21 protein-coding genes are annotated in these 21,050 nt (G+C 71.5%); 18 read left to right on the plus strand and 3 right to left on the minus strand.

Features of this window, described 5'->3' with window-relative positions:
- Nucleotides 1-7: 7 nt before the first annotated feature.
- Entirely contained in the window at nt 8-643 is a 636-nt protein-coding gene (locus ACGFRG_RS16170) for a DJ-1/PfpI family protein (protein ID WP_361419148.1), read from the plus strand.
- Between the two features lie 8 nt (nt 644-651).
- On the opposite strand, the gene ACGFRG_RS16175 is transcribed toward ACGFRG_RS16170, so the two are convergent.
- The gene (locus ACGFRG_RS16175) at nt 652-1,407 is read right to left on the minus strand and encodes an enoyl-CoA hydratase/isomerase family protein (protein ID WP_361419145.1); all 756 of its coding nucleotides are present in this window, start codon (nt 1,405-1,407) and stop codon (nt 652-654) included.
- A gap of 76 nt (nt 1,408-1,483) precedes the next feature.
- Here ACGFRG_RS16175 and ACGFRG_RS16180 point away from each other — a divergent pair, with 76 nt between their 5' ends.
- Entirely contained in the window at nt 1,484-2,158 is a 675-nt protein-coding gene (locus ACGFRG_RS16180) for an HdeD family acid-resistance protein (RefSeq protein ID WP_393264377.1), read from the plus strand.
- A 132-nt stretch (nt 2,159-2,290) separates the two neighbouring features.
- A complete protein-coding gene (locus tag ACGFRG_RS16185) occupies nt 2,291-2,791 on the plus strand; it encodes an ATP-binding protein (RefSeq protein WP_361419139.1) in 501 nt (166 codons plus the stop codon).
- Here the strand turns inward: ACGFRG_RS16185 and idi are convergent.
- Nucleotides 2,766-3,359, minus strand: coding sequence for an isopentenyl-diphosphate Delta-isomerase (idi, locus tag ACGFRG_RS16190; protein ID WP_361419136.1), 594 nt, complete (start codon nt 3,357-3,359; stop codon nt 2,766-2,768). The two genes, ACGFRG_RS16185 and idi, sit on opposite strands and share 26 nt — an antisense overlap.
- Before the next feature lie 216 nt (nt 3,360-3,575).
- Nucleotides 3,576-4,517, minus strand: a complete 942-nt coding sequence (locus ACGFRG_RS16195) for a cation diffusion facilitator family transporter (protein WP_361419133.1) — start codon at nt 4,515-4,517, stop codon at nt 3,576-3,578.
- Nucleotides 4,518-4,973: 456 nt separating this feature from the next.
- Between ACGFRG_RS16195 and ACGFRG_RS16200 the strand changes: the two genes are divergently transcribed.
- The 15 genes from ACGFRG_RS16200 to ACGFRG_RS16270 form a co-directional block, all read left to right on the plus strand.
- The gene (locus ACGFRG_RS16200; RefSeq protein ID WP_361420036.1) at nt 4,974-6,815 is read left to right on the plus strand and encodes a DUF5941 domain-containing protein; all 1,842 of its coding nucleotides are present in this window, start codon (nt 4,974-4,976) and stop codon (nt 6,813-6,815) included.
- Nucleotides 6,812-7,549 carry a phosphocholine cytidylyltransferase family protein gene (locus ACGFRG_RS16205; protein ID WP_361419130.1) on the plus strand — a complete coding sequence of 246 codons (738 nt, stop codon included), beginning with the start codon at nt 6,812-6,814 and terminating at the stop codon, nt 7,547-7,549. Before ACGFRG_RS16200 ends, ACGFRG_RS16205 begins: the two co-directional genes overlap by 4 nt.
- Entirely contained in the window at nt 7,537-8,598 is a 1,062-nt protein-coding gene (locus ACGFRG_RS16210) for an iron-containing alcohol dehydrogenase family protein (protein WP_393264380.1), read from the plus strand. Before ACGFRG_RS16205 ends, ACGFRG_RS16210 begins: the two co-directional genes overlap by 13 nt.
- Nucleotides 8,576-9,355 (plus strand): CDP-alcohol phosphatidyltransferase family protein, encoded by a 780-nt coding sequence (locus ACGFRG_RS16215; protein ID WP_361419124.1) that lies wholly within the window; start codon nt 8,576-8,578, stop codon nt 9,353-9,355. Before ACGFRG_RS16210 ends, ACGFRG_RS16215 begins: the two co-directional genes overlap by 23 nt.
- Complete coding sequence (locus ACGFRG_RS16220; RefSeq protein WP_393264384.1) at nt 9,352-10,236, plus strand: glycosyltransferase family 2 protein; 885 nt, start codon at nt 9,352-9,354, stop codon at nt 10,234-10,236. Before ACGFRG_RS16215 ends, ACGFRG_RS16220 begins: the two co-directional genes overlap by 4 nt.
- Before the next feature lie 98 nt (nt 10,237-10,334).
- The gene (locus ACGFRG_RS16225; protein WP_361419118.1) at nt 10,335-11,216 is read left to right on the plus strand and encodes an ABC transporter permease; all 882 of its coding nucleotides are present in this window, start codon (nt 10,335-10,337) and stop codon (nt 11,214-11,216) included.
- Between the two features lie 13 nt (nt 11,217-11,229).
- The gene (locus tag ACGFRG_RS16230; protein WP_393264441.1) at nt 11,230-12,012 is read left to right on the plus strand and encodes an ABC transporter ATP-binding protein; all 783 of its coding nucleotides are present in this window, start codon (nt 11,230-11,232) and stop codon (nt 12,010-12,012) included.
- A 419-nt stretch (nt 12,013-12,431) separates the two neighbouring features.
- Nucleotides 12,432-13,325, plus strand: a complete 894-nt coding sequence (gene hpnC / locus ACGFRG_RS16235) for a squalene synthase HpnC (RefSeq protein ID WP_361419112.1) — start codon at nt 12,432-12,434, stop codon at nt 13,323-13,325.
- On the plus strand, nt 13,322-14,272 hold the full coding sequence (gene hpnD, locus ACGFRG_RS16240) for a presqualene diphosphate synthase HpnD (RefSeq protein ID WP_361419109.1): 951 nt from the start codon (nt 13,322-13,324) through the stop codon (nt 14,270-14,272). Before hpnC ends, hpnD begins: the two co-directional genes overlap by 4 nt.
- A gap of 136 nt (nt 14,273-14,408) precedes the next feature.
- Nucleotides 14,409-15,806 carry a hydroxysqualene dehydroxylase HpnE gene (gene hpnE / locus ACGFRG_RS16245; protein WP_361419106.1) on the plus strand — a complete coding sequence of 466 codons (1,398 nt, stop codon included), beginning with the start codon at nt 14,409-14,411 and terminating at the stop codon, nt 15,804-15,806.
- Nucleotides 15,803-16,906 (plus strand): polyprenyl synthetase family protein, encoded by a 1,104-nt coding sequence (locus tag ACGFRG_RS16250; protein WP_361419103.1) that lies wholly within the window; start codon nt 15,803-15,805, stop codon nt 16,904-16,906. The genes hpnE and ACGFRG_RS16250 overlap by 4 nt, the downstream gene beginning before the upstream one ends.
- 117 nt (nt 16,907-17,023) lie before the next feature.
- The gene (gene shc / locus ACGFRG_RS16255) at nt 17,024-19,018 is read left to right on the plus strand and encodes a squalene--hopene cyclase (RefSeq protein ID WP_393264389.1); all 1,995 of its coding nucleotides are present in this window, start codon (nt 17,024-17,026) and stop codon (nt 19,016-19,018) included.
- Complete coding sequence (locus ACGFRG_RS16260) at nt 19,018-19,671, plus strand: 1-hydroxy-2-methyl-2-butenyl 4-diphosphate reductase (RefSeq protein ID WP_361419097.1); 654 nt, start codon at nt 19,018-19,020, stop codon at nt 19,669-19,671. Before shc ends, ACGFRG_RS16260 begins: the two co-directional genes overlap by 1 nt.
- Before the next feature lie 5 nt (nt 19,672-19,676).
- On the plus strand, nt 19,677-20,699 hold the full coding sequence (hpnH, locus tag ACGFRG_RS16265; RefSeq protein WP_188278638.1) for an adenosyl-hopene transferase HpnH: 1,023 nt from the start codon (nt 19,677-19,679) through the stop codon (nt 20,697-20,699).
- Nucleotides 20,700-20,703: 4 nt separating this feature from the next.
- Nucleotides 20,704-21,050: flavodoxin-dependent (E)-4-hydroxy-3-methylbut-2-enyl-diphosphate synthase (locus ACGFRG_RS16270; RefSeq protein WP_393264392.1), on the plus strand; the 347-nt coding region annotated here is incomplete at its 3' end.

The following is a 21,050-nucleotide window of genomic DNA, read 5'->3' on the forward strand; positions in this document are numbered from 1 at the left end:
GAACCCCATGCAGATCGCCGTGCTGCTCTACGACCGCTTCACCGCCCTGGACGCCATCGGCCCGTACGAGACGCTGTGCCGTCTCCCCGGCGCCGAGGTCGTCTTCGTCGCCGAGCAGGCGGGCCCGGTCGCCAACGACAAGGGCAGCCTCCACCTGGTCGCCGAGAAGACCCTGGCCGAGGTGGCCCGCCCCGACATCGTGGTGGTCCCCGGCGGCCCGGGCACCCGGGACATGATCGACAACGCGGCCCTGACCGGCTGGCTGCGCGCGGTCGACGCGACCACCACCTGGACGACGTCGGTGTGCACCGGCTCGCTGCTGCTCGCCGCGGCCGGGCTCCTGACCGGCCGCCGGGCCACCTGCCACTGGCTCGCCTACGACGATCTGGCCGCGCTCGGCGCCGAGCCGACCGGCGAGCGCGTGGTCATCGACGGCAAGTACGTCACCGCGGCCGGGGTCTCCTCCGGCATCGACATGGGGCTCACCCTGGTAGGCCGTATCGCGGGCGACGAGTTCGCGCAGGCCGTGCAGCTGCTGACCGAGTACGACCCGCAGCCGCCGTACGACGCGGGTTCGCCCGAGAAGGCCCCGGCCGAGCTGGTGGAGAAGCTGCGGGCCGGGAGCCACCTGGTCCTGAAGTAGATACGGGCTCAGCCCGAGGCGGTCCACTCGAAGCGCGGGGTCCTGCGCTCCAGGAAGGCGGCGACGCCCTCGGCGGTGTCGCCGCTGCCGCGCGCCTGCTCCGTCCAGTGCGCGTCCCGGTCGGTCCGGCCGTTCGCGAACTCCTTGGCCGCCGCCTGGGTGAGCCGGGAGCGCGTGGTGAGGATCCGGGTGAACTCGGCGACGCGCTTGTCCAGTTCACCGGCGGGCAGCACCTCGTCCACCAGACCCGTGCGCAGCGCACGCTCCGCGTCGATCAACTCGGCCGAGAACAGCAGGTACTTGGCGGTCGCGGGACCCACCAGGGCGGCCAGGCGCCGGGTCGAGGACGACGCGTACACGATGCCGAGCTTCGCGGGCGTGATCCCGAACGAGGCGCCCTCCTCCGCGAACCGCAGGTCGCAGGCGGCCGCGAGCTGGCAGCCGCCGCCCACGCAGTAGCCGCGCACGGCCGCCAGCGTCGGCTTGGGGAACGCCGCCAGCGCCTCCTCGGCCCGTACCGCGAGCGACTGGGGGTCCTCGCCGGGCCCGGGCGCACGCAGCGAGGAGATGTCGGCGCCCGCGCAGAACGTGGCCCCGGCCCCGGTCAGCACCAGCGCCCGTACGGCGGGGTCGGCGGCCAGGGTGTCGAGCAGCGGGGGCAGCGCCCGCCACATCCCGGACGTCATGGCATTGCGCTTGGCGGGGTTGCTGATGACGACGGTGGCCACGCCGCCCGCCACGGTGTGCTCCAGCTGCGGCTCCATGCGCCGGATGCTATCCGGCCGTACCGCTCCTATGATCAAGAGGGGGCCGCCCGGTGAAGCCGTGAAGGAGACGCTGATGGCCGTGCCCACACCGGAGAGCGCACGCCGGAGCAGAAAGCTCAGCCGCAGTTTCGGACGGCTGACCGTCCTCGGCGCGATCCTGGTCGCCGCGGGCCTCGTCGGCCTCGTCTACACCGGGGTCGCGACCCTCACCTCGATGCTGCTCTTCGGCTGGCTGCTGCTGGTCGGCGGGGTGATCGGGCTGCTGCACGCGATCCAGTCGCGCGGCACGAACTACTTCTGGCTCGGCGTGGTGGTCGCCGCCCTGAACATCGCGGCGGGCGTGGTGGTCATCCGCCGCCCCGAGGGCAGCGCCGAGGCGCTGACGATGTTCGCCGCGCTGCTCTTCCTGACCGGCGGCGTCTTCCGGCTCGCGGGCAGTGTGGTGGTGCGCGGGCCGCAGATGGGCTGGACGCTGGTGCAGGGCGTGTTCGACGTGCTGCTGGGAATCCTGGTGCTCGGCAACTGGCCGAGCAGCAGCCGCTATGTGATCGGCTGCTTCTTCTCGCTCGCCCTGCTCTTCGACGGTCTGGGGCTGCTGGGGCTCGGTCTCACCGGCCGCCGGATCGTGGGCCTGGTGGCTCCGGCGCGCTCCGGCGCGGAAGTGGAAGCTCCGGATTCCGTACCGCAAACACCCCCGCAAGCCATGGCAAAGCCGTCAGACGGTGATCAGGGCCGCTTTGAGAAGTGACATCCGCGGTCGATGGCGATCAGAAGGCGTCGATAGACGCTGACTTCAGTTCAGTCGCCCGGTCCGGACCATGACACTCCCAACACTCGGTACCAAGAGCCTGACAGCCGAGTGCGAGGGTGGTGCCGGAACATGGAGATCCGCGGGAGCGTGCCACCCGACACCGTGCCGGCCAGGCCGCTCCCGTACGAGGGCGTCTGGCGTTTCACGGCACCCGCGGTCGACGCCTCGGTCCCGCAGGCCCGCCATGCCGTGCGCGATCTGCTGCACCGCCAGGGCGTCCCGGTCCACGACGATCTGGTGCAGGGGCTGCTGCTGATCGTCTCCGAGCTGGTCACCAACGCGGTGAAGCACGCGGCCCTGCTCTCCCCGCAGGTCGCCGTCGAGGTCGCGATCGGCGCGGAGTGGATCCGGGTCTCGGTGGAGGACAACCACCCCTACCGCCCCAAGGCGCTGGAGACCGACTACGCGCAGACGGGCGGGCGCGGGCTGCTCCTGGTCCGCGAGATCACCTACGAGGCGGGCGGGTCCTGCGACGTCGAGCAGACCGCGAACGGCGGCAAGATCATCTGGGTGGCGCTGCCGCTGGGCCCGGTGGCCGGCGGGGTCACCAGCCCGCGGCAGGCCCTGTGAGCTCGCGCACGGCGGGCCGGGCCGCGTCCAGGACGGTCATGAACCACGCGGAGAACGTGGCCCGCTCGTGCAGCGCGGCCAGCTCCTGCGGCGAGACGAAGGCGGTCTCGTAGACCTCCTCCGGGTCCGGGTGCAGCGGCGACTGCGCCAGGCCGACGAAGAGGTGGTTGTACTCCTGCTCCACCAGGCCCGACTCCGGGTCGGGGTGGTTGTAGCGGACCGTGCCCGCCTCGGCCAGCAGCGAGGGCGAGAAGCCCAGCTCCTCGTAGGTGCGCCGGGCGGCCGCGGCGAACGGGGACTCGCCGGGGTAGGGGTGCCCGCAGCAGGTGTTCGACCACACGCCGGGGGAGTGGTACTTGCCGAGCGCGCGGCGCTGGAGCAGCAGCTTGCCCGACGGGTCGAAGAGGAAGACGGAGAACGCGCGGTGCAGCCGACCGGGGGCCTGATGGGCGGAGAGCTTCTCCGCGGTGCCGATGGTATTGCCGCTCTCGTCGACCAGTTCGAGCATGATCTCTTCGGCGGTCCCGTTCGACGAGCTGTTCGCCGTAGTGGCTGGTGTGGTCGGCATAACCATCCTTCGCTTCGGTCCTCGGCTGCCAAGTCTGCCGTACAAAAGCGGCGTCTTCGCACTTCGACGGGCACCGCATGTCCGTAATGCGTCGTCCATCGGAACACCGCGCACGCGTCACGAGCGCGCCACCGCGTCGAAGAATGAATCGTGCCCAGCAGGACCGAAGCGGAATCATCGAACACCCGCCCGGGGGGTACGGGCGGGCCGCACCGCTCAGTGGCAGAGCCCGGCCTCGTGGGCCGCGTGGCCGTCCGGCTCCAGCTGGAACGTGCAGTGCTCCACATCGAAGTGATCACCCAGGCAGCCCTGGAGGTCGTGCAGCAGCTTCTCGTGGCCCACCGTGTCCAGCGCCTCCTGGTCGACCACCACATGTGCGCAGAGCACCGGCATCCCCGACGTGATCGTCCAGGCGTGCAGGTCATGGACGTCCTCGACGCCCGGCAGCGCCACGAGGTGCGCCCGCACCTCGGCCATGTCGACACCCTTGGGCGCGGCCTCCAGGAGCACGTTCAGCGTCTCCCGCAGCAGCTTCACCGTACGGGGGACGATCATCAGTCCGATCACGATCGAGGCGATCGGGTCGGCGGCCTGCCAGCCGGTGGTCATGATGATCGCGGCCGAGACCAGGACGGCGACCGAGCCGAGCGCGTCCGCCAGGACCTCAAGGAAGGCGCCGCGCACATTCAGGCTGTCCTGCCGGCCGCGGCTCAGGAGCGCGAGCGAGACCATGTTGGCGAGCAGACCGATCAGGCCGAAAACGATGGTTGTGGGCCCCGAGGTGTCGGCCGGCTCGACGAACCGCTGAACCGCCTCGTACAGGACGTATCCCCCCACGCCGAGCAGGAGCAGACAGTTGGCGAGCGCGGCCAGGATCTCGGCGCGGGCGTACCCGAATGTCCGGTTGTGACCGGCCGGGCGGTTGGCGAAGTGGATCGCGAGCAGCGCCATCGCGAGGCCCAGGGCGTCGGTCGCCATGTGCGCGGCGTCGGCGACCAGCGCCAGCGAGTCGGCCATCAGCCCACCGGAGACCTCGACCACCATCACGCCCAGCGTGATGCACAGCGCTATCCGCAGCCGCCCTTTGTAGGCGGCGGCGGCCGTCCCGGTGGGCGCCGGTCTGCCATGTGCATGTCCGTGGTTGTGCCCGGTCCCCATGGAAGGCCACCTCTCAGGCTCTTTGCATGGTTGTGTGATCCGCCTACGAGAGGTCAGTGAACTACGGGCGGGGGGTATCGGGCAACACGGCACTGAACACCGTTGTCATCCGCTCTGACCTGCGGAAACGTCATACGTGTGGACGGCGTCGAGGCGCCGCGGGTCGGCGTGTCGGACGGGACCGCCGGGCGTGTCGGCCCGACGGCCGTCGCGAGGAGGGGGGGCGGTTTGTGGGCCGCGCTCTTGATCGACGATGATGATCCACGCGGCCGGCCCCCCGGCCGCAGGGCCCGATCGGGGCGTAAACAGGCGATGAACTCCCGGTTCCCCGCATCCGATAGCCTCCCGATAGCCTCTGCCGACGTGCCGCCCGCCGCCAGTGCCGGGCCGGGCCGCCGGGCATCAGCCGTGCCAGTCAGCCATGTCAGCCATGTCAGCTCCAAGGAGTGAGTTCGTCTGTCGACCGCCATCCTGACCGGATTCATGGTCCCCGGGTCGCAGCTCGGACCCGAGCTGCGCTCGCTGGGCTTCGACGTCCGGTCCGCCCATCGGCCCGAGGACCTGCCCGGCCTGCTCGCCGAGGTCCCGCCCGGTGAGCGGGTCGCCCTGGTCGACCCGCACTTCGTGGGGCACACGCACGCCCTGCGCCTCGCCCTGACCGACCCGCGCTTCCCGGCGGCGGCGGTCGACGGGGCCATGACGGTCCAGGCCCAGGCCCGCCCCGCGCTCGCGCGCGTGCTGGCGGACCTCGCCGGGCACCCGGAGCCCGCCGCCTCGGGCGCCTCGGTCGCCGTGAACGCCCCGGCCACCGGGTCCGGTGTCCTCACCGACCGCGTCGCCGCCGCCCTGGAGGACGGGGGCGTCGCCGTGCACCGCCCCGAGCTCGGCTCGCTGGTGGCCACCGTGCCCGCCGGGCCCGAGGCCGCCTTCGCCGCCCGCAAGGCCGTGGACGCCGTGGACGACGAGGCCGTCCGGCTGCGCAACGCCGTGAAGTCCCGCGACGGGTTCTTCACCACCTTCTTCATCAGCCCGTACTCGCGCTACATCGCCCGCTGGTGCGCCCGCCGGGGTCTCACCCCCAACCAGGTCACCACCGCCTCGCTGCTCACCGCGCTGATCGCGGCCGCCTGCGCGGCGACCGGGACCCGGGCCGGCTTCGTCGCGGCCGGTGTCCTGCTGCTCTTCTCCTTCGTCCTGGACTGCACCGACGGGCAGCTCGCCCGCTACTCGCTGCAGTACTCGACGCTCGGCGCCTGGCTGGACGCGACCTTCGACCGGGCCAAGGAGTACGCGTACTACGCGGGCCTGGCGCTGGGCGCGGCCCGGGGCGGCGGCAGTGATGACGTGTGGGCGCTCGCGCTCGGCGCGATGGTGCTCCAGACCTGCCGCCACGTCGTGGACTTCTCCTTCAACGAGTCCAACCACGACGCCACCGCCAACACCAGTCCCACCGCCGCCCTCTCCGACAAGCTCGACTCGGTCGGCTGGACGGTCTGGGTGCGCCGGATGATCGTGCTGCCGATCGGCGAGCGCTGGGCGATGATCGCGGTCCTGACCGCCGTGACCACCCCCCGCACCGTCTTCTACGTGCTGCTCATCGGATGCGCGTTCGCGGCCTGCTACACCACGGCCGGGCGCGTGCTGCGCTCGCTGACCCGCCGCGCGACCCGTACCGACCGGGCCGCGCAGGCCCTGGTGGAGCTCGCCGACAACGGACCGCTCGCCGAGCTGTCCGCCAAGGTGCTCCGGCTCCGTGGCGCGTGGACCTCGCCGGTCCTCGCCCTGCTCGGCGCGGCCGCCGTGGTCGTCCCCGCGCTCACCGCGGACCTCGACGGCCCGTACGTGATCGTCGGTGCGGCCGGGTACGCGATCCTCGCCGGCGCCGCCGTGAGCAGCCCCCTCAAGGGCGCCCTCGACTGGCTCGTCCCGCCGTTCTTCCGGGCCGCCGAATACGGCACGGTCCTGATCCTCGCCGCCCGCTCCGATGTGAAGGGGGCGCTGCCCGCGGCCTTCGGACTGGTGGCGGCGGTCGCCTACCATCACTACGACACGGTCTACCGCATCAAGGGCGGCTCCGGCGCGCCGCCGCGCTGGCTGGTGCGCCTGACCGGCGGCCACGAGGGGCGGACGCTGGTGGTCGCGGTGCTCGCCGCGACCCTCGCCGCCCGCGGCACGGACTTCACCCTGGCGCTCACCGCCCTCGCGGTGGCCGTCGCGCTCGTGGTGCTCGTGGAGTCCATCCGCTTCTGGGTGTCCTCCGGGGCACCAGCAGTACATGACGAAGGAGAAACGGCATGATCGGCCTCGTACTCGCAGCCGGTGCAGGACGGCGTCTGCGCCCCTACACCGACACGCTTCCGAAGGCCCTCGTGCCCGTCGACGGTGAGACGACCGTCCTCGACATCGCGCTCGCCAACTTCGCCGAGGTGGGCCTCACCGAGGTCGCGATCGTCGTCGGCTACCGCAAGGAAGCCGTGTACGCCCGCAAGGAAGCCCTTGAGGCGAAGTACGGCGTCACGCTCACGCTGATCGACAACGACAAGGCCGAGGAGTGGAACAACGCCTACTCCCTGTGGTGCGCCCGTGACGTCCTGAAGCAGGGCGTCATCCTCGCCAACGGCGACACCGTGCACCCGGTCTCCGTCGAGAAGACGCTGCTGGCCGCGCGCGGCCACGGCCGGAAGATCATCCTCGCCCTCGACACGGTGAAGCACCTCGCCGACGAGGAGATGAAGGTGATCACGGCCGACGGCGAGGGCGTGCGCCGCATCACCAAGCTGATGGACCCGGCCACCGCCACCGGCGAGTACATCGGCGTCACGCTGATCGAGCCGGAGGCCGCCGAGGAGCTGGCCGACGCGCTGAAGACCACCTTCGAGCGCGACCCCGACCTCTACTACGAGGACGGCTACCAGGAGCTCGTCAACCGCGGCTTCACCGTCGACGTGGCGCCCATCGGCGAGGTCTCGTGGGTCGAGATCGACAACCACGACGACCTCGCGAAGGGCCGTGAGATCGCATGCCGGTACTGACCCGGCTCATTCCGTCGCCGGTCGTCGTCGACATCAGCCGGGGCGCCCTGGACGATCTGGCCGGCCTCCTCGCCGACCAGCGGATCTCGGCCTCCGGCAAGCTGGCGATCGCGGTCAGCGGCGGCTCGGGCCAGGCGCTGAGCGAGAAGCTGGCGCTGGTGCTGCCGGGCGCCGACTGGTACCCGGTCGCGGACGGCACCATCGACTCGGCGGTGCGGCTCGGCGACGACATCAAGGGCAAGCGGTACGACGCGGTCGTGGGCCTGGGCGGCGGCAAGATCATCGACGTGGCGAAGTACGCCGCGGCGCGGGTCGGGCTGCCCATGGTGGCCGTCGCCACCAACCTGTCGCACGACGGCATCTGCTCGCCGGTCTCCATTCTCGACAACGACAACGGCCGCGGCTCCTACGGCGTGCCCACGCCGATCGCCATGGTCATCGACCTCGACGTCATCCGGGAGGCCCCGGACCGGTTCGTCCGCTCCGGCATCGGCGACGCGATCTCCAACATCTCGGCGATCGCCGACTGGGAGCTGTCGCACCGGGTCACCGGCGAGCCGGTGGACGGCCTCGCGGCCGCCATGGCGCGCACGGCCGGCGAGTCGGTGCTGCGCCACCCGGGCACCACCGCCGACGACGAGTTCCTCACCGTCCTGTCCGAGGCGCTGGTCCTGTCCGGCATCGCCATGTCGATCAGCGGGGACACCCGCCCCTCGTCCGGCGCCTGCCACGAGATCAGCCACGCCTTCGACCTGCTCTACCCCAAGCGCTCCGCGCTCCACGGCGAGCAGGTGGGCCTGGGCGCCGCCTTCGCCATGCATCTGCGCGGCGCCACCGAGCAGGCCGGTCTCTTCGCCCAGGTGCTGCGCCGGCACCACCTGCCCGTACGCCCCGAGGACATCGGCTTCTCGGCCGCGGAGTTCGTGCGGGCGGTCGAGTACGCCCCGCAGACCCGGCCCGGACGCTTCACCGTCCTCGAACACCTCAACCTGTCCGCAGACCAGATCAAGGACGCATACGCCGACTATGCAAAAGCCATCGGTAGCTGAACTCCGCCCGGTCGTGCACCCTCCGGGCGTCAAGGACCGGCGGAGCGGCGAGCACTGGGGAGGCCGGCTCTACATGCGCGAGGTCTCCCTGCGCGTCGACCGGCACCTGGTGAACACGCGGGTCACGCCCAACCAGCTGACCTACGTGATGACCGTCGCCGCCGCCTTCGCGGCCCCGGCCCTGCTCGTGCCGGGGATCTGGGGCGCCGTGCTCGGCGTCGTGATGGCGCAGGTGTACCTGCTCCTGGACTGCGTCGACGGCGAGGTCGCCCGCTGGAAGAAGCAGTACTCGATGGTCGGCGTCTACGTGGACCGGGTCGCCGCCTATGTGCTCGACGCCGCCGTCCTCGTCGGCTTCGGGCTGCGCGCCGCCGACATCTGGGGCACCGGCCGCATCGACTGGCTGTGGGCCTTCCTGGGCACCCTGGCCGCCCTCGGCGCCGTGCTGATCAAGTCCGAGACCGACCTGGTCGGCGTCGCCCGCCACCAGCAGGGCATGCCGCCGGTCAAGGAGGCGGCGTCCGAGCCGCGTTCGTCCGGCATGGCGCTGGCCCGCCGGGCCGCCGGCGCGCTCAAGTTCCACCGGCTGGTCATGGGCATCGAGGCGACCCTGCTGATCCTGGTCCTCGCGATCGTGGACCACGTGCGGGGCGACCTGTTCTTCTCGCGGCTCGGCGTCGCCGTCCTCGCGGGCATCGCGCTGCTCCAGAGCGTGCTGCACCTGGTGTCCATCCTCGCCTCCAGCAGGCTCAAGTGAGCGCCCCGCTGAAGGTCGGCGCGGTCGTCATCACCATGGGCAACCGCCCCGAGGAGCTGCGCGCGCTGCTCGACTCGGTGGCCAAGCAGGACGGCGACCCGGTCGAGGTCGTCGTGGTCGGAAACGGCGCCCCGGTGCCGGACGTCCCGGCCGGTGTACGGACCGTGGAGCTGCCCGAGAACCTGGGCATCCCGGGCGGGCGCAACGTCGGCATCGAGGCGTTCGGCCCGTCCGGCGCCGAGGTCGACATCCTGCTCTTCCTCGACGACGACGGCCTGCTGCCGAACACCGACACCGCCGAGCTGTGCCGTCAGGCCTTCGCGGCGGACCCCGAGCTCGGCATCATCAGCTTCCGCATCGCCGACCCGGAGACCGGGGTCACCCAGCGCCGCCACGTCCCGAGGCTGCGCGCCGCCGACCCGATGCGCTCCTCGCGCGTGACGACCTTCCTGGGCGGCGCCAACGCCGTACGGACGAAGGTCCTCGCCGAGGTCGGCGGGCTGCCGGACGAGTTCTTCTACGCCCACGAGGAGACCGATCTGGCCTGGCGGGCCCTCGACGCCGGCTGGATGATCGACTACCGCGCGGACATGGTGCTGCACCACCCGACGACGGCGCCGTCCCGGCACGCGGTCTACCACCGGATGGTGGCCCGCAACCGGGTCTGGCTGGCCCGGCGCAATCTGCCGGCCCTCCTGGTGCCCGTCTACCTCGGCGTGTGGCTGCTCCTCACGCTCGCCCGGAAGCCGTCGGGGCCCGCGCTCAAGGCGTGGTTCGGCGGCTTCAAGGAGGGCTGGACCACCCCGTGCGGACCGCGCCGCCCCATGCGGTGGCGCACGGTCTGGCGGCTGACCCGGCTGTGCCGTCCGCCGGTGATCTGACAGTCTCGAACCGCAGAGCACATCCGGCCCGGGCCCTACCGGGGCCCGGGCGCACCGGGTCATCGCGCGTACCTCTTTGAAAGCGAAAGTTTCCACTTGTGAGTGACACAACTCTGTCCCCGGCGGAACTCGCCGCCAAGCACGGGCTGTCGGTGAGCGGCGCCCGGCCGGGGCTGTCCGAGTACTGCCGCCAGCTCTGGGGCCGGCGCCACTTCATCCTGTCGTTCTCGCAGGCGAAGCTGACCGCCCAGTACAGCCAGGCCAAGCTCGGCCAGATCTGGCAGGTGGCCACCCCGCTGCTCAACGCGCTGGTCTACTACTTCATCTTCGGCATCCTGATGAACGCCAAGCGGGGCATCGCGTCCGACGTGTACATCCCGTTCCTGGTGACGGGCGTGTTCGTGTTCACCTTCACGCAGAACTCGGTGATGGCGGGCGTGCGGGCGATCTCCGGCAACCTGGGCCTGGTGCGCGCGCTGCACTTCCCGCGCGCCTCGCTGCCGGTCTCCTTCGCGCTCCAGCAGCTCCAGCAGCTGCTGTTCTCGATGATCGTCCTGGTGCTCGTGGTGGTCTCCTCCGGCACCAAGCCGATGGCGTCGTGGCTGCTGATGGTGCCGGTGCTCGGGCTGCAGTTCGTGTTCAACACGGGCCTCGCGCTGATCATGGCCCGGCTCGGCAGCAAGACCCCGGACCTGGCCCAGCTGATGCCGTTCATCCTGCGCACCTGGATGTACGCGTCCGGCGTCATGTTCAGCATCAAGGTGGTCCTCCAGGGCAAGCCGCACTGGCTCGCCCAGGTGCTCCAGGTGAACCCGGCCGCGGTCTACATGGACCTGGCCCGGTACGCCATGATCGACGGATACGGCGCCCACAACCTGCCGCCGCACGTGTGGGTGGCGGCGGTCGGCTGGGCGCTGGCCGTGGGTGTCGTGGGCTTCGTGTACTTCTGGAAGGCAGAGGAGCAGTACGGCCGTGGCTGAGGACAACAACCGGATCGCCGACGACAGCGGCGCGCGCATTCCCACCGTCATCGCCGACGACGTACACATCGTGTACACGGTCAACGGAGCGGGCGGCGGCCGGGGCAGCGCCACCGCCGCGCTGAGCCGGATGGTCGGGCGCGACAAGGGCGAGTCCCGGGGCATGCGGAAGGTGCACGCCGTACGCGGTGTCTCGTTCACGGCCTACCGGGGCGAGGCGATCGGTCTGATCGGCACCAACGGCTCGGGCAAGTCGACCCTGCTGCGGGCCATCGCGGGGCTGCTGCCGCCCGCCAAGGGCAAGGTGTACACCAACGGCCAGCCCTCGCTGCTCGGCGTCAACGCGGCGCTGATGAACGAGCTGACCGGTGAGCGCAACGTGATCCTCGGCGGCCTGGCCATGGGCATGTCGCGCGAGGAGATCAAGGAGCGCTACGAGGAGATCGTCGACTTCTCCGGCATCAACGAGAAGGGCGACTTCATCACCCTGCCGATGCGGACGTACTCCTCCGGCATGGCGGCCCGGCTGCGGTTCTCCATCGCCGCGGCCAAGGACCACGACGTCCTGATGATCGACGAGGCGCTGGCCACCGGTGACCGCAAGTTCCAGATCCGCTCCGAGGAGCGCATCCGCGAGCTGCGCAAGCACGCGGGCACGGTCTTCCTGGTCAGCCACAGCATCGGCTCCATCCGCGACACCTGCGACCGGGTGCTGTGGCTGGAACGGGGCGAGCTCCTGATGGACGGCCCCACCGAGGAAGTCGTCAAGGCGTACCAGAAGGAGACGGGTCGCTGACACCCGGTCACAGGCCTTGGCCCCCGTCGATCAACCCCGGCGGGGGCCTTCGCGTCCCCCGGGGTGGCCCGGGGGGCGGGCCGGCAATGTCAAGGCTGCGTCAAGTCGCCTGCGTCGGGGGAAGGTTGGCGTGGATTGAAGTGTTCTTGTAATGCGCGCAACACCCCGACGTGTTGTCAGGCGTTGTACAACGTAAGCTGTACCGGTGTTGATCGTGACGGAGGGGCGGGAGTGCCCCGGGCGCCCCTCGCGGGAGCCGTCCGCCACTCGGGAGGTTCGGCGGCGTGTCCGAAATGGGGTATTTTGGGTCGGCGGTGTAGAACGGGAGATGTGACGGCAATGGCTACGGGAAATCTCCAACGACGAGAGACCTCCGCCGTTTCCGTACCGGGCGGTCCCCGGTGACAGGTGTCCGGGACGTGCGCACCGACTCCCCCTCGCGCACCACGCTCGACAAGGCCACGGCGGAGAACTTCCCGGTGGCCCCCTTCTTTCTGCCGCGCGCGTGGCGCGACGACCTGATGGCCGTGTACGGCTATGCCCGCCTGGTCGACGACATCGGCGACGGCGACCTCGCGCCCGGCGGCGCGGACGCCCGTGCCCTGGGCGTGGCCCCGGCCGACGCCGACGACCGGCTCGTCATGCTGGACGCCTTCGAGGCCGATCTGCGTCGCGTCTTCGACGCCACGCCGCGGCACCCGCTGCTGCTCGCCCTCCAGCCGACCGTCCGCCGCCGCGCCCTGAGCCCCGAGCCGTTCCTCGGGCTGATCGCCGCGAACCGGCAGGACCAGCAGGTCAAGCGGTACGAGACCTACGAGGACCTTCTCGCGTACTGCGAGCTCTCGGCCAATCCGGTGGGCCGCCTGGTCCTCGCGATCACCGGCACCGAGAGCCCCGAGCGGGTGCGCCGCTCCGACGCCGTCTGCACCGCGCTGCAGATCGTCGAGCACCTCCAGGACGTGTCCGAGGACCTGGGCCAGGGCCGTGTCTATCTGCCCGCCGAGGACATGCGGCGCTTTCATGTGACGGAGGCCGACCTGGCCGCCGCGCACGGGAGCGCGTCGGTGCGCGCCCTGGTCGCGTTCGAAGCGGAACGCGCCGGACAGTTGCTGAATGAAGGCACCTCTCTGGTGGGTAGCGTCCACGGCAGACTCAGGTTGCTGCTGGCCGGATTCGTGGCCGGGGGACGCGCCGCGCTCGACGCGGTCGCTGCCGCCGGCCACGACGTACTCCCTGGACCGCCCAAGCCCACCAAGTCCAGTCTGCTGCGCGAAGTGGGAGCCGTGTTGCGTAGAGCGCGTAGAGAGGGGTGAGTCGGACCGTGGATCCACACGCACACGTGTCCCCGCCGGTACAGGCCGCGTACAGCTACTGCGAGGCCGTGACCGGGCAGCAGGCGCGCAATTTCGCGTACGGCATCAGGCTGCTGCCGACCGACAAGCGGCAGGCGATGTCGGCCCTCTACGCGTTCTCGCGGCGGGTCGACGACATCGGCGACGGCACGTTGCCCGCCGACGCCAAGCAGCAGCGGCTGGAGGACACCCGGGCGCTGCTCGGCAAGATCGCCGAAGGCGCGGTCGAGGAGGACGACACCGACCCGGTGGCGGTGGCGCTCGCCGACGCGGCGCGCCGCTTCCCGATCCCGCTCGGCGGCCTCGACGAGCTCATCGACGGCGTCCTGATGGACGTGCGCGGCGAGAGCTATGAGACCTGGGACGACCTGAAGGTCTACTGCCGGTGTGTCGCCGGCGCGATCGGCCGGCTCTCCCTGGGCGTGTTCGGTACACAACCGGGCGCACCGGGCGCCGAGCGCGCCGCCGAGTACGCCGACACGCTGGGGCTCGCGCTCCAACTCACCAACATCCTCCGGGACGTTCGCGAGGACGCGGGCAACGGGCGCACCTATCTGCCCGCCGACGACCTGGCCAAGTTCGGCTGCGCCGCGGGCTTCCACACCCCGGTGCCGCCGCCCGGCTCCGACTTCGCCGGGCTCGTCCACTTCGAAGTGCGGCGCGCCCGGGCCCTGTTCGCCGAGGGCTACCGGCTGCTGCCGATGCTCGACCGGCGCAGCGGGGCCTGTGTGGCCGCCATGGCCGGCATCTACCGGCGCCTGCTCGACCGCATCGAGCGCGACCCGGAGGCCGTGCTGCGCGGCCGGGTCTCGCTGCCGGGCCGGGAGAAGGCGTACGTCGCCGTACGCGGACTGTCCGGGCTCGACACCCGTACCGTCTCCCGGCAGACCGCCAGGAGGCGCGCCTGATGGCCCATGGGCACCTGGACGTGCGGCCGAGGAGCATTACGCGCAGAAGGTGCGGAACCCTCCGCTATCCCACCGCGTCCATGAGGGCAACGGTCCGCCGCGCGCACGACACCGGCACGACCGGAGGGGAGGGCGTATGACAGCCCCGCAGCCCGACCGCGCGGTGATCGTCGGCGGAGGACTCGCCGGCATCACCGCCGCGCTCGAACTGGCCGACGCCGGACTCGGCGTCACCCTCGTCGAGGGCCGCCCGCGCCTGGGCGGCCTCGCCTTCTCGTTCCGGCGCGGCGAGCTCACCGTCGACAACGGGCAGCATGTGTATCTGCGCTGCTGCACGGCCTACCGCTGGTTCCTCGACCGGGTCGGCGGCGCCGGGCTCGCGCCGCTGCAGCGCCGCCTCGACGTGCCGGTCCTCGATGTGGCGCGCCCGGGCGGGCCGCGCCTGGGCCGGCTGCGCCGCACCGCGCTGCCCGTGCCGCTGCACCTGGCGAGCAGCCTCGCCACCTATCCGCACCTCTCGCTCGCAGAGCGGGCCTCCGTCGGGCGCGCCGCACTCGCGCTCAAGGGCCTGGACCCGGCCGACCCGGCGCTCGACGGCGTGGACTTCGCCACTTGGCTGGGCCGCCACGGCCAGTCGCCCCGCGCCATCGAGGCCCTGTGGGACCTGGTCGGGGTCGCGACCCTGAACGCGACCGCGCCGCACGCCTCCCTCGGGCTCGCCGCGATGGTCTTCAAGACCGGGCTGCTCTCCGAGCCGGGCGCGGCCGACATCGGCTGGGCCCATGTGCCGCTCGGCGAGCTCCACGACACGCTGGCCCGCAAGGCGCTCGCGGCCGCCGGGGTCCGCGTCGAGACCCGCACCAAGGCCGACTCCGTCACCCGTACCGAGAGCGGCACCTGGCAGGTGCGCACCGGCGCCGAGACGCTGGACGCCGAGGCCGTCGTCCTCGCCGTACCGCAGCGCGAGGCCCATGACCTGCTGCCCTACGGCGCGCTCGACGACCCGGGCAAGCTCCTCGACATCGGCACCGCGCCGATCCTCAACCTGCACGTCGTCTACGACCGCAAGGTGCTGCGGCAGCCGTTCTTCGCCGCGCTCGGCAGCCCCGTGCAGTGGGTCTTCGACCGCACCGAGTCCTCCGGGCTCGGGGGCCGCGCCGACGGGAAGGGCGGCCAGTACCTGGCGGTCTCCCAGTCGGCCGCCGAGGACGAGATCGACGAGCCGGTCGCCGCGCTGCGCGCCAAGTACCTGCCCGAGCTCGAACGGCTGCTGCCCGCCGCGCGCGGCGCGGAAGTGCGGGACTTCTTCGTGACCCGGGAGCGGACAGCGACGTTCGCCCCCACCCCCGGCGTCGGACGGCTGCGGCCGACGGCGCGTACCAACGCCCCCGGTCTCTACCTGGCCGGCGCGTGGACCGCCACCGGCTGGCCCGCGACGATGGAGGGCGCCGTACGCAGCGGATTCAGCGCCGCCGGCGCGGCCCTCGCCGTGCTCGGGCGCTCCCACGCCCATCCGCTTCAGGAGGCGGCATGACCGTTAGCAGCACTGGAACAAGAGGAGAGACCGTGCCGACTGTGCCTTCGGCGAAATCGGCTGTCGACACCGTGGACGTCGCCGCGCTTCTGGAGCGCGGCAGGGCGCTGTCCACACCGGTGCTGCGTACGGCCGTGGACCGGCTCGCGGCCCCCATGGACACCGTCGCCGCCTACCACTTCGGGTGGATCGACGCCCAGGGCAACCCGGCGGACGGCGACGGCGGCAAGGCCGTGCGGCCCGCGCTCGCGCTGCTGTCCGCCGAGGCGGCCGGGGCCCGGCCCGAGGTGGGGATCCCGGGCGCGGTCGCCGTGGAGCTCGTCCACAACTTCTCGCTGCTCCACGACGACCTGATGGACGGCGACGAGCAGCGCCGCCACCGCGACACGGTGTGGAAGGTGCACGGCCCGGCGCAGGCGATCCTCGTCGGCGACGCGCTGTTCGCGCTGGCCAACGAGGTGCTCCTGGAACTCGGCACGGTCGAGGCCGGCCGGGCGACACGCCGGCTGACCACCGCGAGCCGCAAGCTCATCGACGGCCAGGCCCAGGACATCTCCTACGAGCACCGCGAGCGGGTCACCGTCGAGGAGTGCCTGGAGATGGAGGGCAACAAGACGGGCGCGCTGCTCGCCTGCGCCTGCTCCATCGGCGCGGTGCTCGGCGGCGCCGACGACGAGACGGCCGACACCCTGGAGGCGTACGGCTACCACCTCGGCCTCGCCTTCCAGGCCGTCGACGACCTGCTCGGCATCTGGGGCGACCCCGACGCGACCGGCAAGCAGACCTGGAGCGATCTGCGCCAGCGCAAGAAGTCCCTGCCGGTGGTGGCCGCGCTCGCGGCGGGCGGCCCGGCCTCCGAGCGCCTGGGCGAACTGCTCGCCGCCGACGCCAAGAGCAACGACTTCGACACGTTCTCCGAGGAGGAGTTCGCCACCCGGGCCGCCCTCATCGAGGAGGCGGGCGGCCGCGAGTGGACCTCGCAGGAGGCCCGCCGCCAGCACGCCGTGGCCATCGAGGCGCTGAGCCGGGTGGACATGCCGGAGCAGGTACGGGCCCAGCTCACCGCGCTGGCCGACTTCGTCGTCGTACGAAAGAGATGATCACCATTCCCATATGACGCGACGTCGCCGGATCGGGCCCGCCTCGGCGGGCCGCGCATCCGACGGAGACCCCAGCACAGCAGAAGTCAGCACCTGCACTTGCATTAAGGGGAAGCCATGACAGCGACGACCGACGGAAGCACCGGGGCCCCGTCGCCCCGGGCCGCCGCGGCCAGCGAACGGACCGATCCACCCCCCGGCGCGGACGAGGTATGGGACGCCGCCCGGCGGGCGGCGGAACGCGGGGCCGAGCATCTGCTCGGCCGCCAGGACGCCATGGGCTGGTGGAAGGGCGACCTGGAGACCAACGTCACCATGGACGCCGAGGATCTGCTGCTCCGTCAGTTCCTCGGCATCCAGGACGAGAAGACCGTGCACGCGGCCGCGCTCTTCATCCGGGGCGAGCAGGGCGAGGACGGCACCTGGGCCACCTTCTACGGCGGCCCGCCCGACCTCTCCGCCACCGTCGAGGCGTATGTGGCGCTGCGGCTCGCCGGGGACCGGCCGGACGACCCGCACATGGCCCGGGCCTCGGCGTGGATCCGCCACCAGGGCGGGATCGCCGCCTGCCGGGTCTTCACCCGGATCTGGCTCGCCCTGTTCGGCTGGTGGAAGTGGGACGACCTGCCGGAGCTGCCGCCCGAGCTGCTTTTCCTGCCCAAGTGGTTCCCGCTCAACATCTACGACTTCGGCTGCTGGGCCCGGCAGACGATCGTGCCGCTGACCGTCGTCTCCGCCAAGCGGCCGGTACGGCCCGCGCCCTTCGCGCTCGACGAGCTGCACACCGACGCGCGCGACCCCAACCCGGCCAGGAAGCCCGCCCCCGTGGCGAGTTGGGACGGCGCCTTCCAGCGGCTGGACAAGGCGCTGCACGTCTACCACCGCCTCGCCCCACGCGCACTGCGCCGTACCGCGATGAACATGGCCGCCCGCTGGATCGTCGAGCGCCAGGAGAACGACGGCTGCTGGGGCGGGATCCAGCCGCCCGCCGTCTACTCGGTGATCGCCCTGCATCTGCTCGGCTACGACCTGCAGCACCCCGTGATGCGGGCGGGGCTCGAATCCCTCGACCGGTTCGCCGTGTGGCGCGAGGACGGCGCCCGGATGATCGAGGCGTGCCAGTCGCCGGTCTGGGACACCTGCCTGGCCACCATCGCGCTCGCCGACGCGGGGCTGCCCGCCGACCATCCGGCCCTGGTCAAGGCCGTCGACTGGATGCTCGGCGAGGAGATCGTCCGGCCCGGCGACTGGGCCGTGCGCAAGCCGCAACTGCCGCCCGGCGGCTGGGCGTTCGAGTTCCACAACGACAACTACCCGGACATCGACGACACCGCCGAGGTGATCCTCGCGCTGCGCCGGGTGCGCCATCCGGACCCCGAGCGGGTCGAGGGTGCGATCCGGCGCGCGGCCCGCTGGACGCTTGGCATGCAGTCGAAGAACGGCGCGTGGGCCGCCTTCGACGCCGACAACACCAGCCCGTTCCCCAACCGGCTGCCGTTCTGCGACTTCGGCGAGGTCATCGACCCGCCGTCGGCCGACGTCACCGCGCATGTGCTGGAGATGCTGGCGGTCGAGGGCAAGGCGCACGAGCCGCGCGCGCGGCGCGGCATGGAATGGCTGCTCGCCGAACAGGAGGCGGGCGGCGCCTGGTTCGGCCGCTGGGGCGTCAACTACGTCTACGGCACGGGCTCGGTGGTGCCGGCGCTCACGGCCGCCGGACTGCCCGGCTCGCACCCCGCGATCCGCCGGGCCGTCGGCTGGCTGGAGTCGGTGCAGAACGACGACGGCGGCTGGGGCGAGGACCTGCGCTCCTACCGCGAGGAGAAGTGGATCGGGCACGGCGCCTCGACCGCCTCCCAGACCGCCTGGGCGCTGCTGGCGCTGCTCGCGGCGGGGGAGCGGGAGAGCGCGGCGGTCCGGCGGGGCATCGCGTATCTCGCCACCACCCAGCGCGAGGACGGCTCCTGGGACGAGCCGTACTTCACCGGGACCGGCTTCCCCTGGGACTTCTCGATCAACTACCACCTCTACCGCCAGGTGTTCCCGCTCACCGCGCTCGGCCGCTATGTCCATGGAGAACCGTTCTCCCCCAGTGGCCCCAAGGGGAAGTGATGGACGTACGCCCTCCTGCCCCGGAACCCGTACCGCTGCTGGTCGCCTGTGCCCTCACCATCGAGGAACTGGCGCTGCGCAGCGGCGGCCGGGGCCGCACCCCCGGCCAGGTGGTGACCGTGCTGCGCAGCGGCATGGGGCCCAGAGCCGCCGAGCGGGCCGTGCTGCGCGGCCTTGGCACGGCGGCGAACCGGGAGGCGGCCGTGATCGCCTCCGGCTTCTGCGCGGGCCTCGCCCCCGGGATGCACCCCGGGGACCTGGTCGTCGCCGAAGAGACCCGCGACCCGCGCGGCACCACCGCCTGCGTGGGTACGGAGGTGCTGGCCAAGGCGCTGAGCTCGGCGCTGCCCGGCCGCACCGTGCACACCGGCCCGCTCATCGGCTCCGACCACGTGGTGCGTGGCCACGAACGGGCGGAGCTGCGCGCGACCGGGGCGATCGCCGTGGACATGGAGTCCGCGGCGACGCTGTGGAGCGCGGTCGGGGCCGGAGTCCGTCCGGTTGCGGCCGTCCGGGTGGTCGTGGACGCTCCGGAACATGAACTCGTCCGGATCGGCACGGTGCGCGGGGGAATATCAGCCTTCCGCGTTCTTCGTGCCGTCCTTCCCGCTTTCTTTGAATGGCACCGTTCTTTGCCGCTCCCCAGGAGGTGAGCCAGATGGCCATGCCGCTTCGTCAGTCCATCAGGGTCGGGACCTATCTTTTTGAACAGAAGCTCCGCAAGCGTGAGAAGTTCCCGCTCATCGTCGAGCTGGAGCCGCTCTTCGCCTGCAATCTGAAGTGCGAGGGCTGCGGGAAGATCCAGCATCCGGCCGGGATCCTGAAGCAGCGCATGCCGGTGGCGCAGGCGGTGGGGGCGGTCCTGGAGTCGGGCGCCCCCATGGTGTCCATCGCGGGCGGCGAGCCGCTGATGCACCCTCAGATCGACGAGATCGTGCGGCAGTTGGTGGCAAAGCGGAAGTACGTCTTCCTGTGCACCAACGCACTGCTGCTGCGCAAGAAGCTGGAGAAGTTCACCCCGTCCCCGTACTTCGCGTTCGCGGTGCACATCGACGGGCTGCGCGAGCGGCACGACGAGTCGGTGGCCAAGGAAGGCGTCTTCGACGAGGCGGTGGAGGCGATCAAGGCGGCCAAGAAGGCGGGCTTCCGGGTCACCACCAACTCCACCTTCTTCAACACCGACACCCCGCAGACCATCATCGAGGTGCTCAACTTCCTCAACGACGACCTCCAGGTCGACGAGATGATGATCTCGCCCGCGTACGCCTACGAGAAGGCGCCCGACCAGGAGCACTTCCTGGGCGTCGAGCAGACCCGCGAGCTCTTCAAGAAGGCGTTCTCCGGGGGCAACCGGCGCCGCTGGCGGCTCAACCACTCCCCGCTCTTCCTGGACTTCCTGGAGGGCAAGGCGGACTTCCCGTGCACGGCGTGGGCGATCCCCAACTACTCACTCTTCGGCTGGCAGCGGCCCTGCTATCTGATGAGCGACGGGTATGTGCCGACGTACCGGCAGCTGGTCGAGGAGACCGACTGGAGCAAGTACGGCCGCGGCAAGGACGAGCGGTGCGCCAACTGCATGGCGCACTGCGGCTACGAGCCGACCGCCGTCCTCGCGACGATGGGCTCGCTCAAGGAGTCGCTGCGCGCGGTCCGCGAGACCGTGCAGGGAAACCGCGGGTGACGTGATGAGCAGGCACGGAGAGCCGGTCTCACTGGGGCTCCCCACGCCGCCGGCCCGGCCGCTGGCGATGCGTCGCGTCTCGCGGCGCATCCAGGTCGGGTCGGTGGCGGTCGGCGGGGATGCCCCTGTCTCGGTGCAGTCGATGACGACGACGCGTACGTCGGACATCGGCGCGACGTTGCAGCAGATCGCGGAGCTGACGGCGTCGGGCTGTCAGATCGTGCGGGTGGCGTGTCCGACGCAGGATGACGCGGACGCGTTGGCGACGATCGCGCGGAAGTCGCAGATCCCGGTGATCGCGGATATTCATTTCCAGCCGAAGTACGTGTTCGCGGCGATCGACGCGGGGTG

The sequence above is a fragment of the Streptomyces sp. NPDC048696 genome (assembly GCF_043198895.1).
Lineage (GTDB): Bacteria > Actinomycetota > Actinomycetes > Streptomycetales > Streptomycetaceae > Streptomyces.

Coding starts and splice junctions, on each gene's coding strand:
- ACGFRG_RS16195 (WP_361419133.1), bottom strand. CDS start 4,517: ATGGGGACCGGGCACAACCACGGACATGCACATGGCAGACCGGCGCCC.
- shc (WP_393264389.1), top strand. CDS start 17,024: ATGACAGCGACGACCGACGGAAGCACCGGGGCCCCGTCGCCCCGGGCC.
- ACGFRG_RS16250 (WP_361419103.1), top strand. CDS start 15,803: ATGACCGTTAGCAGCACTGGAACAAGAGGAGAGACCGTGCCGACTGTG.
- ACGFRG_RS16260 (WP_361419097.1), top strand. CDS start 19,018: ATGGACGTACGCCCTCCTGCCCCGGAACCCGTACCGCTGCTGGTCGCC.
- ACGFRG_RS16205 (WP_361419130.1), top strand. CDS start 6,812: ATGATCGGCCTCGTACTCGCAGCCGGTGCAGGACGGCGTCTGCGCCCC.
- idi (WP_361419136.1), bottom strand. CDS start 3,359: ATGCCGACCACACCAGCCACTACGGCGAACAGCTCGTCGAACGGGACC.
- ACGFRG_RS16175 (WP_361419145.1), bottom strand. CDS start 1,407: ATGGAGCCGCAGCTGGAGCACACCGTGGCGGGCGGCGTGGCCACCGTC.
- hpnE (WP_361419106.1), top strand. CDS start 14,409: ATGACAGCCCCGCAGCCCGACCGCGCGGTGATCGTCGGCGGAGGACTC.
- hpnH (WP_188278638.1), top strand. CDS start 19,677: ATGGCCATGCCGCTTCGTCAGTCCATCAGGGTCGGGACCTATCTTTTT.
- ACGFRG_RS16170 (WP_361419148.1), top strand. CDS start 8: ATGCAGATCGCCGTGCTGCTCTACGACCGCTTCACCGCCCTGGACGCC.
- ACGFRG_RS16180 (WP_393264377.1), top strand. CDS start 1,484: ATGGCCGTGCCCACACCGGAGAGCGCACGCCGGAGCAGAAAGCTCAGC.
- ACGFRG_RS16210 (WP_393264380.1), top strand. CDS start 7,537: ATGCCGGTACTGACCCGGCTCATTCCGTCGCCGGTCGTCGTCGACATC.
- ACGFRG_RS16215 (WP_361419124.1), top strand. CDS start 8,576: ATGCAAAAGCCATCGGTAGCTGAACTCCGCCCGGTCGTGCACCCTCCG.
- ACGFRG_RS16185 (WP_361419139.1), top strand. CDS start 2,291: ATGGAGATCCGCGGGAGCGTGCCACCCGACACCGTGCCGGCCAGGCCG.